Annotated in this window: 14 protein-coding genes; all 14 read left to right on the plus strand. The window is 60.8% G+C overall.

Annotated features, from left to right (window positions below):
- Nucleotides 1-10 precede the first annotated feature (10 nt).
- On the plus strand, nt 11-307 hold the full coding sequence (gene fliT / locus ACA068_RS08855; RefSeq protein ID WP_403099428.1) for a flagellar protein FliT: 297 nt from the start codon (nt 11-13) through the stop codon (nt 305-307).
- Nucleotides 308-480: 173 nt separating this feature from the next.
- Entirely contained in the window at nt 481-1,956 is a 1,476-nt protein-coding gene (locus ACA068_RS08860) for a sigma-54 dependent transcriptional regulator (protein ID WP_497309190.1), read from the plus strand.
- A 128-nt stretch (nt 1,957-2,084) separates the two neighbouring features.
- Nucleotides 2,085-3,290 carry a sensor histidine kinase gene (locus tag ACA068_RS08865; protein WP_497310556.1) on the plus strand — a complete coding sequence of 402 codons (1,206 nt, stop codon included), beginning with the start codon at nt 2,085-2,087 and terminating at the stop codon, nt 3,288-3,290.
- Between the two features lie 5 nt (nt 3,291-3,295).
- Nucleotides 3,296-4,675 carry a sigma-54-dependent transcriptional regulator gene (locus ACA068_RS08870; protein ID WP_497309192.1) on the plus strand — a complete coding sequence of 460 codons (1,380 nt, stop codon included), beginning with the start codon at nt 3,296-3,298 and terminating at the stop codon, nt 4,673-4,675.
- Nucleotides 4,676-4,805: 130 nt separating this feature from the next.
- A complete protein-coding gene (gene fliE / locus ACA068_RS08875; protein ID WP_010456962.1) occupies nt 4,806-5,135 on the plus strand; it encodes a flagellar hook-basal body complex protein FliE in 330 nt (109 codons plus the stop codon).
- 14 nt (nt 5,136-5,149) lie between these two features.
- Nucleotides 5,150-6,937, plus strand: a complete 1,788-nt coding sequence (fliF, locus tag ACA068_RS08880) for a flagellar basal-body MS-ring/collar protein FliF (protein ID WP_497309194.1) — start codon at nt 5,150-5,152, stop codon at nt 6,935-6,937.
- The gene (gene fliG, locus ACA068_RS08885; RefSeq protein ID WP_007894195.1) at nt 6,930-7,949 is read left to right on the plus strand and encodes a flagellar motor switch protein FliG; all 1,020 of its coding nucleotides are present in this window, start codon (nt 6,930-6,932) and stop codon (nt 7,947-7,949) included. Before fliF ends, fliG begins: the two co-directional genes overlap by 8 nt.
- A 7-nt stretch (nt 7,950-7,956) precedes the next feature.
- The gene (gene fliH, locus ACA068_RS08890; protein WP_497309196.1) at nt 7,957-8,766 is read left to right on the plus strand and encodes a flagellar assembly protein FliH; all 810 of its coding nucleotides are present in this window, start codon (nt 7,957-7,959) and stop codon (nt 8,764-8,766) included.
- Nucleotides 8,756-10,114 (plus strand): flagellar protein export ATPase FliI, encoded by a 1,359-nt coding sequence (gene fliI / locus ACA068_RS08895; RefSeq protein WP_077748627.1) that lies wholly within the window; start codon nt 8,756-8,758, stop codon nt 10,112-10,114. The genes fliH and fliI overlap by 11 nt, the downstream gene beginning before the upstream one ends.
- Before the next feature lie 6 nt (nt 10,115-10,120).
- Entirely contained in the window at nt 10,121-10,570 is a 450-nt protein-coding gene (fliJ, locus tag ACA068_RS08900; RefSeq protein ID WP_497309197.1) for a flagellar export protein FliJ, read from the plus strand.
- Nucleotides 10,571-10,784: 214 nt separating this feature from the next.
- The gene (locus ACA068_RS08905; RefSeq protein ID WP_497309199.1) at nt 10,785-11,090 is read left to right on the plus strand and encodes an STAS domain-containing protein; all 306 of its coding nucleotides are present in this window, start codon (nt 10,785-10,787) and stop codon (nt 11,088-11,090) included.
- A 5-nt stretch (nt 11,091-11,095) separates the two neighbouring features.
- Complete coding sequence (locus tag ACA068_RS08910) at nt 11,096-12,802, plus strand: ATP-binding SpoIIE family protein phosphatase (protein ID WP_497310557.1); 1,707 nt, start codon at nt 11,096-11,098, stop codon at nt 12,800-12,802.
- Between the two features lie 30 nt (nt 12,803-12,832).
- Nucleotides 12,833-13,180, plus strand: coding sequence for an Hpt domain-containing protein (locus tag ACA068_RS08915; RefSeq protein ID WP_497309201.1), 348 nt, complete (start codon nt 12,833-12,835; stop codon nt 13,178-13,180).
- A gap of 105 nt (nt 13,181-13,285) precedes the next feature.
- Nucleotides 13,286-14,662: a flagellar hook-length control protein FliK gene (locus tag ACA068_RS08920; RefSeq protein WP_497309203.1), complete on the plus strand. Its 1,377-nt coding sequence runs from the start codon at nt 13,286-13,288 to the stop codon at nt 14,660-14,662.
- The last annotated feature ends 54 nt before the right edge of the window (nt 14,663-14,716 follow it).

Here is a 14,716-nt window from a genome sequence, read left to right on the forward strand (position 1 = left end):
GGAGATCACCATGAGTCTTGTATTGCAGCGAATCGAGCACACCCGCGAAGCCCTGGTCGGTGCATTGGCCGAGCGAAACTGGGAGGCCATCGGTGAGTTGGACCTGGCGTGTCGTTCCTGCATGGAAGACGTCTTGAGTGAAGCGTCGGTGGACGAGACTGCTCTGCGCGATAACCTTGAGGAGTTGCTGGGGGTGTACAAGCAGCTTCTGGAGGCGGCGACGGGGGAAAGGCAGGCGATAGTCGATGAGATGTCGCAGATCCATCAAGCACAGAGCGCGGCAAAGGTTTACCATCTGTTTGGTTAATTAATCCTCAGTTAATCCAAACATAGTGCGCCATAAATTTGACTGTGCACGGTTTTTTGACTTAACTAGTGGCTGGTTCCAGATTTCAGGCGTCTACAGGCATAACGTGTCTGCAAGCGTCTAGCTTGCCCCATCATTTTGGGCATTGAGTTGACTAGGGAAGTTGCTATTGCATGTGGCGTGAAACCAAAATTCTGCTGATTGATGACGATAGCGTCCGCCGCCGCGATTTGGCGGTGATCTTGAATTTTCTCGGCGAAGAAAATTTACCCTGCGGTAGCCATGACTGGCAGCAGGCTGTCGGCTCTTTGTCATCAAGTCGTGAAGTGATCTGTGTCCTTATCGGGACGGTCAATGCTCCTGGCGCACTTCCGGGCTTGTTAAAGACACTCGCAACCTGGGATGAGTTCCTTCCGGTTTTGTTAATGGGTGATAATTCTTCCGTTGACTTGCCCGAAGACCAGCGTCGCCGAGTGCTTTCGACCCTGGAAATGCCACCCAGCTACAGCAAATTGCTCGACTCGCTGCACCGTGCCCAGGTCTATCGCGAGATGTATGACCAGGCCCGCGAGCGCGGTCGTCATCGCGAACCCAATCTTTTTCGCAGCCTTGTCGGCACCAGCCGGGCGATTCAGCACGTCCGCCAGATGATGCAGCAAGTGGCCGACACCGACGCCAGCGTGCTGATCCTTGGCGAGTCTGGCACCGGCAAGGAAGTGGTCGCGCGCAACCTGCACTACCACTCCAAGCGCCGTGACGCGCCGTTCGTTCCGGTCAACTGCGGGGCGATCCCGGCCGAGTTGCTGGAAAGCGAATTGTTCGGCCACGAGAAGGGCGCTTTCACCGGGGCGATCACCAGTCGCGCCGGGCGTTTTGAGTTGGTCAACGGCGGCACCTTGTTCCTCGACGAAATCGGCGACATGCCGCTGCCGATGCAGGTCAAGTTGCTGCGCGTGCTGCAGGAACGCACCTTCGAACGCGTGGGCAGCAACAAGACCCAGAGCGTCGACGTGCGCATCATTGCCGCGACTCACAAGAATCTCGAAAGCATGATCGAGATCGGCACCTTCCGCGAAGACTTGTACTACCGCCTGAACGTGTTCCCGATCGAGATGGCGCCGCTGCGCGAGCGTGTCGAAGACATCCCGTTGCTGATGAACGAGTTGATCTCGCGAATGGAGCACGAGAAGCGCGGTTCGATCCGCTTCAACTCGGCGGCGATCATGTCGCTGTGCCGTCACGGCTGGCCGGGCAACGTTCGCGAACTCGCCAACCTGGTGGAGCGCATGGCGATCATGCACCCATACGGGGTGATCGGCGTGGTCGAGCTGCCGAAAAAATTCCGCTACGTCGATGACGAAGACGAGCAACTGGTCGACAGCCTGCGCAGCGATCTTGAAGAGCGAGTGGCCATCAACGGTCATACGCCGGACTTCACCGCCAACGCCATGCTGCCGCCCGAAGGCCTGGACCTCAAAGACTACCTCGGTGGTCTGGAGCAGGGCTTGATTCAGCAGGCGCTGGACGATGCCAATGGCATCGTGGCGCGTGCTGCAGAACGCCTGCGTATTCGTCGCACCACCCTGGTGGAGAAGATGCGCAAGTACGGCATGAGCCGTCGCGACGGTGATGAACAGGCGGATGATTGACGCCTGTTTTTCAAGTCGTTCATTTGTAGGCGGTTTTTTTTAGGCACGGGTATTGCTACATCCCTCGCAACGTTCCGTTTAACTGACGGTCAGCCTAGCGAGAGTGCACGATGCCCCAAGCCGCCCAGATGTCTCCTGTCCCAGACGCTTCGGGGCAACCGTCGTCCGTAGAGCAGGCAAGCCGGCTTGGCCTTGAGCAGGCGTTCTCGCTGTTCAACCAGATGTCGAGCCAGTTGACTGATTCCTACAGCTTGCTGGAAGCCCGTGTCACCGAGCTCAAGGGTGAACTGGCGGTAGTCAGCGCTCAGCGCATGCAAGAGCTGGCGGAAAAGGAGCGCCTGGCCAACCGTCTGCAAAACCTCCTCGATCTGTTGCCTGGCGGCGTCATCGTCATCGATGCTCAGGGCATTGTGCGTGAAGCCAACCCAGCGGCCTGCGAGTTGCTCGGTCTGCCCCTTGAAGGCGAGCTCTGGCGCCATGTCATTGCTCGCTGCTTTGCCCCCCGCGAAGACGACGGTCACGAAATCTCCCTCAAGGACGGTCGGCGTCTGTCGATCGCCACTCGCTCGCTGGATGCCGAGCCCGGGCAGTTGGTATTGCTCAACGACCTGACTGAAACCCGACATCTGCAAGATCAGCTGGCCCGCCACGAACGCCTGTCGTCCCTCGGTCGAATGGTCGCCTCGCTGGCTCATCAAATTCGTACGCCGCTGTCCGCCGCCTTGCTCTACGCCAGTCATTTGACTGAGCAGGAATTGCCGGTCGCCACGCAGCAACGTTTTGCCGGGCGCCTGAAAGAGCGTTTGCATGAGCTGGAGCATCAGGTTCGCGACATGTTGGTGTTCGCGCGCGGAGAGCTGCCGTTGACCGACCGTGTCACGCCCAAGCAACTGATGCAATCGCTGCAATCGGCAGCGCTGACTCATGTTCAGGACCTGCCGATTCGCTGGCAGTGCGACAGTCATGCCGGCGAATTACTGTGCAACCGCGACACCCTGGTCGGCGCAATCCTCAATCTGATCGAGAACGCTATCCAGGCCAGTGCCGGTGATGTCCGCTTGAAAGTGCATTTCTATGCCAGGGGAAACAACCTGCGCGTGTGCGTCAGTGACAGCGGCAGCGGCATCGACGGTACAGTGCTGGCACGCCTGGGCGAGCCGTTTTTCACCACTAAAACCACCGGGACCGGCCTGGGCCTGACCGTGGTCAAGGCGGTGGCCCGTGCACATCAGGGAGAATTGCAGTTGCGCTCGCGGCCGGGTCGCGGCACCTGCGCGCAGGTCATCCTGCCGCTTTTTTCCGGTGAACAGCCCAACGCTCAGGGAGCGGAGTGAAGGACATGGCAATCAAGGTTTTGCTGGTCGAGGACGACCGCGCGCTACGCGAAGCATTGGCCGATACGCTGCTGCTCGCGGGGCACGATTACACGGCCGTCGGTTCGGCGGAAGAGGCGCTCGCGACGGTCGGCAACGAGGCGTTCAGCCTGGTGATCAGTGACGTCAATATGCCGGGCATGGACGGTCATCAGCTGCTCGGTTTGCTGCGAGCGCGTCAGCCGCAGCTGCCGGTGTTGCTGATGACTGCTCACGGTGCCGTCGAGCGGGCGGTCGATGCGATGCGCCAGGGCGCGGCGGATTATCTGGTCAAGCCGTTCGAGCCCAAAGCCTTGCTCGACCTGGTGGCGCGGCACGCATTGGGCGCGCTCGGCGCGACCGAGAGCGAAGGGCCGATCGCCTTCGAGCCGGCCAGTGTGCAATTGCTGGAACTGGCCGCGCGAGTCGCGCGCAGCGATTCGACGGTATTGATTTCCGGCGAATCCGGGACCGGTAAAGAAGTGTTGGCGCGCTACATTCATCAGCATTCCCATCGCGCCAGTCAGCCGTTCATTGCGATCAACTGCGCGGCGATCCCCGACAACATGCTCGAAGCCACCTTGTTCGGCCACGAAAAAGGTTCGTTCACCGGCGCCATTGCGGCGCAGGCAGGCAAGTTCGAGCAGGCCGATGGCGGAACGATCCTGCTCGACGAGATTTCTGAAATGCCCCTCGGGCTCCAGGCCAAGCTGCTGCGGGTGTTGCAGGAGCGCGAAGTCGAGCGGGTCGGCGCGCGCAAGCCGATCACCCTGGACATACGGGTCGTGGCGACCACCAACCGTGACCTGTCCGGTGAAGTGGCGGCGGGGCGGTTCCGTGAGGACCTTTTCTATCGGTTGTCGGTATTTCCGCTCGCCTGGCGTCCGCTGCGCGAGCGTACCGCCGACATCCTGCCGCTAACCGAGCGTCTGCTGGCCAAGCACGTCAATAAAATGAAGCATGCCGCGGCGAAACTGTCGCCCGAGGCGCAGGCGTGCCTGGTCGGTTATCCGTGGCCGGGCAACGTGCGTGAGCTGGATAACGCGATACAGCGAGCCTTGATTCTGCAACAGGGTGGTTTGATCCAGCCTCAGGATTTCTGCCTGTCCGGGCCGGTGGCTTGTGCGCCGTTGCCGGCATTGGCGCCGGTGCGGGTGGTGGAGGTCGAGGCTGAATCGGCCGGGGCGTTGGGTGATGACCTGCGCCGCCGTGAATTCCAGATGATCATCGACACCTTGCGCTCCGAGCGCGGCCGTCGCAAAGAGGCTGCCGAGCGATTGGGCATCAGCCCGCGCACCTTGCGCTACAAGCTGGCGCAGATGCGCGACGCCGGAATGGATGTGGAAGCGTACTTGTTCGCGACCTGATTCGTTTGTCAGCGAAGCTCAGGAAGAGCTTTTGTTCAGAGCAGCCACGGAGCTGGCACCCTTGTTGCTAACACCTCACTACCCGCCGAGTGAGTGTCAAAAAATTGCGGGTCGCCAACGAGAGTAGACCATGAGCCAAGGTATTGAATTTAATCGGTTGATGCTGGACATGCGTTCCATGCAAATGGATGCCATGTCTGCGCCTAAATCGACTGCCGCAGTCCCTGAACTGGGTGGCAGCAGCTTTTCCGACATGCTCGGTCAGGCTGTCAATAAAGTGAACGACACCCAGCAGGCGTCCAGTCAGTTGGCCAGTGCCTTCGAGATTGGCAAAAGTGGCGTCGACCTGACGGATGTAATGATTTCCTCGCAGAAGGCCAGCGTGTCTTTTCAAGCGTTGACCCAAGTGCGCAACAAGCTGGTTCAGGCATACCAAGACATCATGCAGATGCCGGTTTAAGGACGAATTGAGTCATGGCAGAAGCAGTCGCTGATAACGTTCCGGCCAAGGCCACCCCGATAGACGGCAAACCGCCGCTGTTCGGCTTGTCCTTCCTGGAAAACCTCTCCGAGATGACCATGTTGCGTCAGGTGGGCCTGTTGGTCGGCCTGGCTGCGAGCGTGGCGATTGGTTTTGCCGTGGTGTTGTGGTCGCAGCAGCCGGACTACCGGCCTCTGTACGGCAGCCTCGCCGGTATGGACGCCAAGCAGGTCATGGATACCCTGGCCGCCGCCGATATTCCCTACACCGTTGAACCCAACTCCGGTGCCTTGCTGGTCAAGGCCGATGACCTGTCCCGTGCGCGGCTCAAGCTCGCGGGCGCTGGTGTCACTCCCAGCGATGGCAACATCGGTTTTGAAATCCTCGACAAGGATCAGGGCCTGGGGACCAGCCAGTTCATGGAAGCGACCCGTTATCGTCGCGGCCTCGAAGGTGAACTGGCCAGGACCATTTCCAGCCTGAACAATGTCAAGGGCGCTCGCGTGCACTTGGCGATTCCGAAAAGCTCGGTGTTCGTGCGTGACGAACGCAAGCCAAGCGCTTCGGTGCTGGTTGAACTGTATTCCGGCCGCTCGCTGGAGCCGGGTCAGGTGGTGGCGATCATCAACCTGGTCGCGACCAGCGTTCCCGAGCTCAGCAAATCCCAGATCACCGTGGTCGACCAGAAGGGCAACCTGCTGTCGGATCAGGCGGAAAACTCCGAACTGACCATGGCCGGCAAGCAATTCGACTACAGCCGTCGCATGGAAACCATGCTGACCCAGCGCGTGCATAACATTCTGCAACCGGTACTGGGCAACGACCGCTATAAAGCCGAAGTCTCCGCTGACGTGGACTTCAGTGCCGTCGAGTCGACCTCCGAGCAGTTCAACCCGGATCAACCGGCGTTGCGCAGCGAGCAGTCGGTCAACGAACAACGCACCGCCAGTAATGGCCCGCAAGGTGTGCCGGGTGCCCTGAGCAACCAGCCGCCATCGCCTGCCTCCGCGCCGCAGACCACCGGTGGCAGCACCGCGGCAGCCGGCATGGTTCAGCCAGGCCAGCCGTTGATCGATGCCAACGGTCAGCAAATCATGGACCCGGCCACCGGTCAGCCGATGCTGGCGCCGTACCCGGCGGACAAGCGTCAACAATCCACCAAGAACTTCGAGCTCGACCGTTCGATCAGCCATACCAAACAACAGCAGGGTCGTTTGAATCGCCTGTCGGTGTCGGTGGTGGTGGACGATCAGGTCAAGGTCAACGCCGCCAACGGCGAGACCACACGTGCGCCGTGGAGCGCCGATGAATTGGCGCGCTTCACTCGCCTGGTGCAGGACGCCGTCGGTTTCGACGCCAGCCGTGGTGACAGCGTCAGCGTGATCAACATGCCGTTCTCCGCCGAGCGCGGTGAAGTGATTGCCGATATTCCGTTCTACTCCCAGCCGTGGTTCTGGGACATCGTCAAGCAAGTGCTGGGTGTCTTGTTCATCCTGGTGCTGGTGTTCGGTGTGCTGCGTCCGGTGCTTAACAACATCACCGGTGGCGGCAAAGGCAAGCAGCTGGCCGGCATCGGCAACGACATGGAACTCGGTGGCATGGGCGGCCTGGACGGCGAACTGGCCAACGACCGCGTCAGCCTCGGTGGTCCGCAAAGCATCCTGCTGCCGAGCCCGAGCGAAGGCTATGACGCACAGTTGAATGCAATCAAGAGTCTGGTGGCAGAAGATCCGGGTCGCGTGGCCCAGGTCGTGAAAGAGTGGATTAACGCAGATGAGTGATAACCGAGCCGTTGCCGCCAAACTGACCAAGGTCGACAAAGCCGCGATTCTGCTGCTGTCCCTGGGTTCGACCGATGCTGCGCAAGTGTTGCGCCACATGGGGCCCAAAGAGGTCCAGCGTGTGGGTGTGGCGATGGCCCAGATGGGCAACGTGCACCGCGAGCAGGTCGAACAGGTCATGAGCGAGTTCGTCGACATCGTCGGCGACCAGACCAGCCTGGGCGTCGGCTCCGACGACTACGTGCGCAAAATGCTCACCCAGGCGCTGGGCGAAGACAAGGCCAACGGCCTGATCGATCGCATCCTGTTGGGTGGCAACACCAGCGGCCTCGACAGCCTGAAGTGGATGGAACCGCGTGCCGTCGCCGACGTGATCCGTTACGAGCACCCACAGATCCAGGCGATCGTCGTGGCGTATCTCGATCCGGATCAGGCCGGTGAAGTGCTGGGCAACTTCGACCACAAGGTGCGACTGGACATCATCCTGCGGGTCTCCTCGCTGAACACCGTGCAGCCAGCCGCCCTGAAAGAACTCAACCAGATTCTCGAGAAGCAGTTCTCCGGCAACTCGAATGCCTCGCGCACCACCTTGGGTGGCATCAAGCGTGCGGCCGACATCATGAACTTCCTCGACAGCTCGATCGAAGGCCAGTTGATGGATTCGATTCGCGAAGTCGACGAAGACCTGTCCGGTCAGATCGAAGACCTCATGTTCGTGTTCAACAACCTGTCCGATGTCGACGACCGCGGGATTCAGGCGTTGCTGCGCGAAGTGTCCTCCGACGTGCTGGTGCTGGCCCTCAAGGGTTCGGACGAAGGCGTCAAGGAAAAGATCTTCAAGAACATGTCCAAACGAGCGGCCGAACTGTTGCGCGACGACCTCGAGGCCAAAGGCCCGGTGCGCGTCAGCGACGTGGAAACCGCGCAGAAAGAAATCCTCACCATTGCCCGCCGTATGGCCGAAGCCGGAGAAATCGTTCTCGGCGGGAAGGGCGGCGAAGAGATGATCTAAGGTCACTATGTCGTCCAAACATGATGAGTCCCAGACCGACCTGATCCGAGGCAAGGCCGTCGCCGGTTTCGACGTCTGGGCGTTGCCCAGTTTCGATCCTTTTGTGCCGGAGCCCGAGCCGGAACCTGAGCCCGAACCGCCGGAAATGGAAGAAGTGCCGCTGGATGAAGTCCAGCCACTGACCCTCGAAGAACTCGAAAGCATCCGTCAGGAGGCTTACAACGAAGGCTTCGCCATTGGCGAGAAAGAGGGCTTCCACAGCACCACGCTCAAAGTCCGTCAGGAAGCCGAAGCCGTCCTGGCGCCGAAAGTCGCGGGCCTGGAACAGCTGATGGCCAACCTGTTCGAGCCGATTGCCGAGCAAGACACCCAGATCGAAAAGTCGTTGGTTGATCTCGTGCAGCACATCACCAAACAGGTGATTCAGCGCGAACTGGCCATCGACTCGACGCAAATCGAACACGTCATGCGCGAAGCCCTCAAGCTCTTGCCGCTGGGCGTGGGTAACGTGCGGCTGTACATCAATCCGCAGGATTTCGAACAGGTCAAAGCCCTGCGCGAGCGCCATGAAGAAACCTGGCGCATCGTCGAAGACGAATCCCTGCTACCCGGCGGTTGCCGGGTCGAGACCGAACACAGTCGCATCGACGCCACCGTTGAAACCCGCGTCGCCCAAGTCATGGCCAAGCTGTTCGATCAGTTGCATGACCAGGCCTTGCACCCGGCCGCGCCGGATCTGAGCCTGGAACTGCCGGTCGACGAAAAGCCTGCAGTCGCTGCGGTCGATCCGAAGCTGGACGACCCCGATGCGCCTTGATCGCACCAGCTTCGCCAAGCGCCTCGGCAGCTACGCCGAGGTCACTACGCTGGCGGGGGCTCCGATCCTTGAAGGCCGTCTGCTGCGCATGGTCGGTCTGACCCTCGAAGCCGAAGGTTTGCGTGCCGCCATGGGCAGCCGCTGCATGGTCATCAACGACGACAGTTATCAACCGGTGCAGGTCGAAGCCGAAGTCATGGGTTTCTCCGGCAGCAAGGTGTTCCTGATGCCGGTCGGCAGCGTCGCCGGCATTGCGCCCGGTGCCCGAGTGGTTCCTATGGCAGACACTGGCCGCTTGCCGATGGGCATGAGCATGCTCGGGCGGGTGCTGGACGGTGCCGGCCGTGCGCTGGACGGCAAGGGCGGCATGAAGGCCGAAGACTGGGTGCCGATGGACGGCCCGACCATCAACCCGCTCAAACGCGAACCGATCAGTGAGCCACTCGATGTGGGGATTCGCACCATCAACGGTTTGTTGACGGTCGGTCGCGGTCAGCGTCTCGGGTTGTTCGCCGGTACCGGCGTCGGTAAATCCGTGCTGCTGGGCATGATGACCCGCTTCACCGAGGCCGACATTATCGTGGTCGGGCTGATCGGTGAACGGGGTCGTGAAGTTAAAGAATTTATCGAGCACATCCTCGGTGAAGAAGGGCTCAAGCGTTCGGTGGTCGTCGCCTCGCCTGCGGACGATGCGCCGCTGATGCGTCTGCGCGCGGCGATGTACTGCACGCGCATCGCCGAGTATTTCCGCGACAAGGGCAAGAACGTCTTGTTGCTCATGGATTCGCTGACCCGTTTCGCCCAGGCCCAGCGGGAAATCGCCCTGGCCATTGGCGAGCCACCCGCGACCAAAGGCTATCCGCCGTCGGTGTTCGCCAAGTTGCCGAAACTGGTGGAGCGGGCCGGTAACGCCGAGAAGGGCGGCGGTTCGATCACCGCGTTCTACACCGTATTGTCCGAAGGCGATGACCAGCAGGACCCGATTGCCGACTCGGCGCGAGGTGTGCTCGACGGGCACATCGTGCTGTCCCGGCGCCTGGCGGAAGAAGGTCATTACCCGGCCATCGATATCGAAGCCTCCATCAGCCGGGTCATGCCGTCGGTGGTCAGCCCCGAGCACATGGCGCGGGCGCAGATGTTCAAGCAGTATTGGTCGCGCTATCAGCAAAGCCGCGACTTGATCAGCGTCGGTGCCTACGTGCCGGGTGGTGATCGCGAAACCGACGTCGCGATTTCCCTGCAGCCCGCCATGACCACTTATCTGCGTCAGGGCTTGAACGACAACATCGGCATGGGCGCCAGCGAAAACCATCTCGCCTCGATCTTCGCTCCGGCAGCGGGCGGCTAACCGGCCATGGCCCTGAGCCGCGCGGCACGCCTGGCACCCGTGGTGGAAATGGCCGAAAAGACCGAAAAAACCGCGGTCATGCGCCTCGGGCACTTCCAGGGTCAGGTTCGTGTGGCGGAAAGCAAACTCGCCGATCTCGAAAACTTCCGCCTTGAATACCAGGAACAATGGATCGTGCGCGGCAGCACCGGCGTTTCCGGCCAATGGCTGCTCGGCTATCAGGGCTTTCTGGCGCAACTGGGCACGGCCATCGATCAGCAGCGCCAAAGCCTGAACTGGCACCAGAACAACCTGAACAAGGCGCGCGAGTCCTGGCAGCAAGCGTTTGCCCGGGTTGAAGGCTTGCGCAAACTTGTACAACGCTACATGGACGAGGCGCGCAAGCTCGAAGACAAGCGCGAGCAGAAGCTGCTGGACGAATTGTCCCAGCGGTTGCCGAGGCATGATCCGTATTGAGTCAGTCGGACCGCGTTATCGTTCTTCGCGGGCAAGCCTCGCTCCTACAGGATCCGTGTCGTTCGTAATTGCTGTGTACGACACAAAACCTGTAGGAGCGAGGCTTGCCCGCGAAGGCGGTCTGACAGACACCATAACTTCCCGCCTTGCTCCCATCTCCGCCAAGTGCTAAACCTTGTACACGCACGTTCACCCATGACAAGGAAGCCGTTAAATGCCAGTTGTTACAAAAGTCTCCCAGGATGGGAAAAAGCTGACGATTTCGGTCGAGGGACGATTCGATTTCGCCAAGCATCAGGAATTCCGTGAATCCTACGAGAAGCTTGAGCAAAAGCCCGAATCGTTCGAGGTGGATCTTAAAGCCGCCACCTACCTCGACAGTTCCGCACTCGGCATGCTTTTGCTGTTGCGTGATCACGCCGGCGGCGAGAATGCCGAAATCACGTTGACCAACGCCAACGCCGATGTGCGCAAGATTCTCGCCATCTCCAACTTTGAACAAATCTTCGACGTTGCATGACCGTCATGCAGCCGTCGCTTGATCCGCTGACCATCCTCATCGCCGAAGACAGCGCGGCCGATCGCATGCTCCTGTCCAGTATCGTCCGTCGTCAGGGCCACCAGGTATTGACGGCCGCCAATGGTGCCGAAGCGGTCGAGGCGTTTCGCGACCAGCGGCCACACCTGGTGTTGATGGACGCCATGATGCCGGTGATGGACGGTTTCGAGGCCGCACGACAGATCAAGGCGCTGGCCGGGGAAACCCTGGTGCCGATCATCTTCCTGACCTCGCTGACCGAAAGCGAGGCGCTGGCCCGGTGCCTGGAGGCCGGTGGCGACGACTTTCTGGCAAAGCCCTACAACCAGGTGATCCTCGCCGCCAAGATCAAGGCCATGGATCGCTTGCGTCGGTTGCAAGCCACGGTGCTGCAGCAGCGCGACCTGATCGCCAAACATCATGACTACTTGCTCAACGAGCAGCGGGTGGCCAAGGCCGTATTCGACAAGGTGGCGCATTCGGGCTGCCTGAGTGCGCCAAACATCCGCTACCTGCAATCGCCTTATGCGCTGTTCAACGGCGACCTGCTGCTCGCGGCGTTCACCCCGGCCGGCGACATGAATGTGCTGCTGGGTGATTTCACCGGCCACGGTCTGCCGGCCGCGGTGGGTGCCATGCCCCTGGCTGAAGTCTTTTACGGCATGACCGCCAAGGGTTACGGCCTGGCTGAAACCCTGCGTGAGATGAATGCCAAGCTCAAGCGCATCCTGCCGGTGGACATGTTCTGCTGCGCCACCTTGCTGTGCCTGAGCTTTCAGCGACGCTCGGTGGAAGTCTGGAACGGCGGAATGCCGGACGGTTACTTGCACAGCATCGCCAGCGGTGAGCGCACACCGCTGAAGGCGCGGCACTTGCCACTGGGCGTGCTCAGCCCGCAAATCTTCAGTGACCGCACCGAAGTGTTTCCGATGGCCGTTGGTGATCGGGTGTTTCTGCTGTCCGACGGGGTCATCGATACCTGCGATGCCAACGAACAGTTGTTTGGTGTGGAGCGGTTGCAGCGGGTGTTTGCGGCCAATCGCCAGCCAGACGCGCTGTTTGAAGAAATCGAGCAGGCGCTGCGGGATTTTCGTGGCGAGGCCCGCGATGACGTGAGCATGGTCGAGGTCAGTCTGCTGGAGGCCGCGCAACTGATCCCGCCGGCGCCGGTGTATTCCGACAGTGGCCAGTCCTGTCCGCTTGACTGGTCGGTGAGTTTCGAGTTTCGCGCCGATACCCTCAAACGTTTCAATCCGCTGCCGTATCTATTGCAATTGCTGCTTGAGGTCCACGGCCTGCGTGCTCAGAGTGGCGCGCTCTACAGTGTGTTGGCAGAGCTTTATTCCAATGCCCTTGAGCACGGCGTGCTGGGGCTGGATTCAAGCCTCAAGCGCGATGCTTCGGGTTTTGCGCGCTATTATCAAGCGCGCAATGAGCGGCTTGAGGCGTTGTGCGACGGCTATGTGCGAGTGCATTTGCAGGTCGTGCCGACGGGCAAGGGCGGCAGCCTGATTGTGCGGGTCGAAGACAGTGGCAAGGGTTTCGATGTGGCGCGGGTGATGGAGCGTCCCGTCGATGGCGGCCGTCTGTCGGGGCGCGGTGTCAGTCTGATTCGCCAATTGAGCCGTAGCGCGTGCTGGTCTAACGATGGTCGTAGTGCTCGCGTGGAGTTTTTCTGGGAGGCTCTGGCATAATTCACCCATTCTTGATCAAGGAGTGAGCAAGTGGCTGACACACATCTGGACCGCGACGTGCTTAGCGCGTTGCAGGAAGTCATGGAGGGTGAGTATCCGACGTTGCTGGATACCTTCATCGCCGATTCCGAAGAGCGCCTGCGCGTGTTGCGAAAGGCTGAAGATGCCGCGCAACTCATGAACACCGCCCATAGCTTCAAGAGCAGCAGCAGCAATATGGGCGCTACCCGGCTGACCGAGCTGTGCGGTGAACTTGAGCAGCGCGCCAAGCAGAAAGACCTGGCCGGCATTGAAAAACTGGTCTCGGAAATCGACGGCGAATTCGCCATTGTTCGCCCTTTGTATGAAGCGGAGCGACAGCGCTCTTTGGCAGGCTGACGCGACCGTCCGGCGCTTTTAACCTCTGTCGAGCCAACCTGGCTCGACCTTTGCAAACAACTCACTCAACTGTACCTACGATCCCAGTGCAGCGGAGACCGTTTTATGCCCGTTACCCCCAATTCGCTTCTGCAGGCCGCCGCGACGGCCAAGACTCAAGTCGCCTCCGCCAATACCCCGGCGCCGGCCGCTGAGCCAGGGGACAAGGCGTCCAGCTTCGCTGATGTTTACGCCAATCAAACCCAGAACAAGCCTTCTGTGGTCGCCGATAAAGCGGCTAAACCGGCTACCGAAAATGCCTCGCAAACCCCCGGCAAACCGGATGTCAGCGGTGAGAAGCCTGCCGCCCCGGAACCGGCGGTTGCCGATAGCGGCAATTCCTTGCCCGCCGATAAACCGGCGCCGACCGATGACACAACTGCAAGCGACAACCCGCCCGAGACCGTTGAAACGCCGGTGGCCGATACAGCGCCTGTTGATCCGAGCCTCGACCCGGCGCTTGATCCTGCGTTGATGCAGGCAGTACAGCCTTTGGTAACCGTGCCGGTCGTGCAAACCGCAGTGCCAGTTGTCACGACCGCACAGCCACAGGCTGAAACGCCGGTTGCCACAGCCGTTGTGGCCGCGTCTGCGCCAGCGGCGACTGCCATCGATAGCGATTTCGATCCCGAGGCTGATCCGCTCGACGCATTGCCCGCCGTGCGCATGGCCATGGAGCAGAGCGGCCACGTATCCGCCAGCAGCCAGGCCCAGCCAAAAGCCGCGCCAGCCCAGACCCAGGCTGACGGTGAACTGACGTCGGCGCAGAACTTTGCCGCCGGCATGGCCAGCATGCTTGACGTACAAACCGACAAGGACAGCACCAGTCAGGGCGGCGAGAAAGCCTTCAGCGGTCTGATTGATGGTGGGCTCAAGGATTTGACGTCCGCCAGCAGCGATACCCGTGTCGATGACTTCGCCAACCGTCTGGCGGCACTGACCCAGGCGGCCACCCCGAAAACCGCCAATGCCTTGCCGGTCAACCAGCCGATCGCCATGCATCAGAGCGGCTGGACCGAGGAAGTGGTCAACCGCGTCATGTACCTTTCCAGCGCCAACCTCAAGGCGGCCGATATCCAGTTGCAACCGGCTGAACTGGGGCGTCTCGATATCCGGGTGAACATGGTTCCTGATCAGCAGACCCAAGTCACCTTCATGAGCGCCCATCCAAGCGTTCGCGAAGCGCTGGACAGTCAGATGCATCGCCTGCGTGACATGTTTTCGCAGCAGGGCATGGGCCAGGTCGACGTCAATGTGTCCGACCAGTCTCGTGGCTGGCAAGGTCAGGGCCAGGATCAGGCTCAGCAGGGGCAGGGCGGTCGCACCAGCGCCAATGGTGGTCGTCTCGACGGCATGGATGAAGAGATCGCACCGACCGCCGCAGAAGTGGCGGCAACCACTGCCAGCGTGATCGGCTCCAGCGCCGTCGACTACTACGCCTGATCACATCTCCTGTAGGAGCGAGGCTTGCCCGCGAAGAACGATGACGCGGTCTGG

This window comes from Pseudomonas sp. LBUM1660, assembly GCF_059695935.1.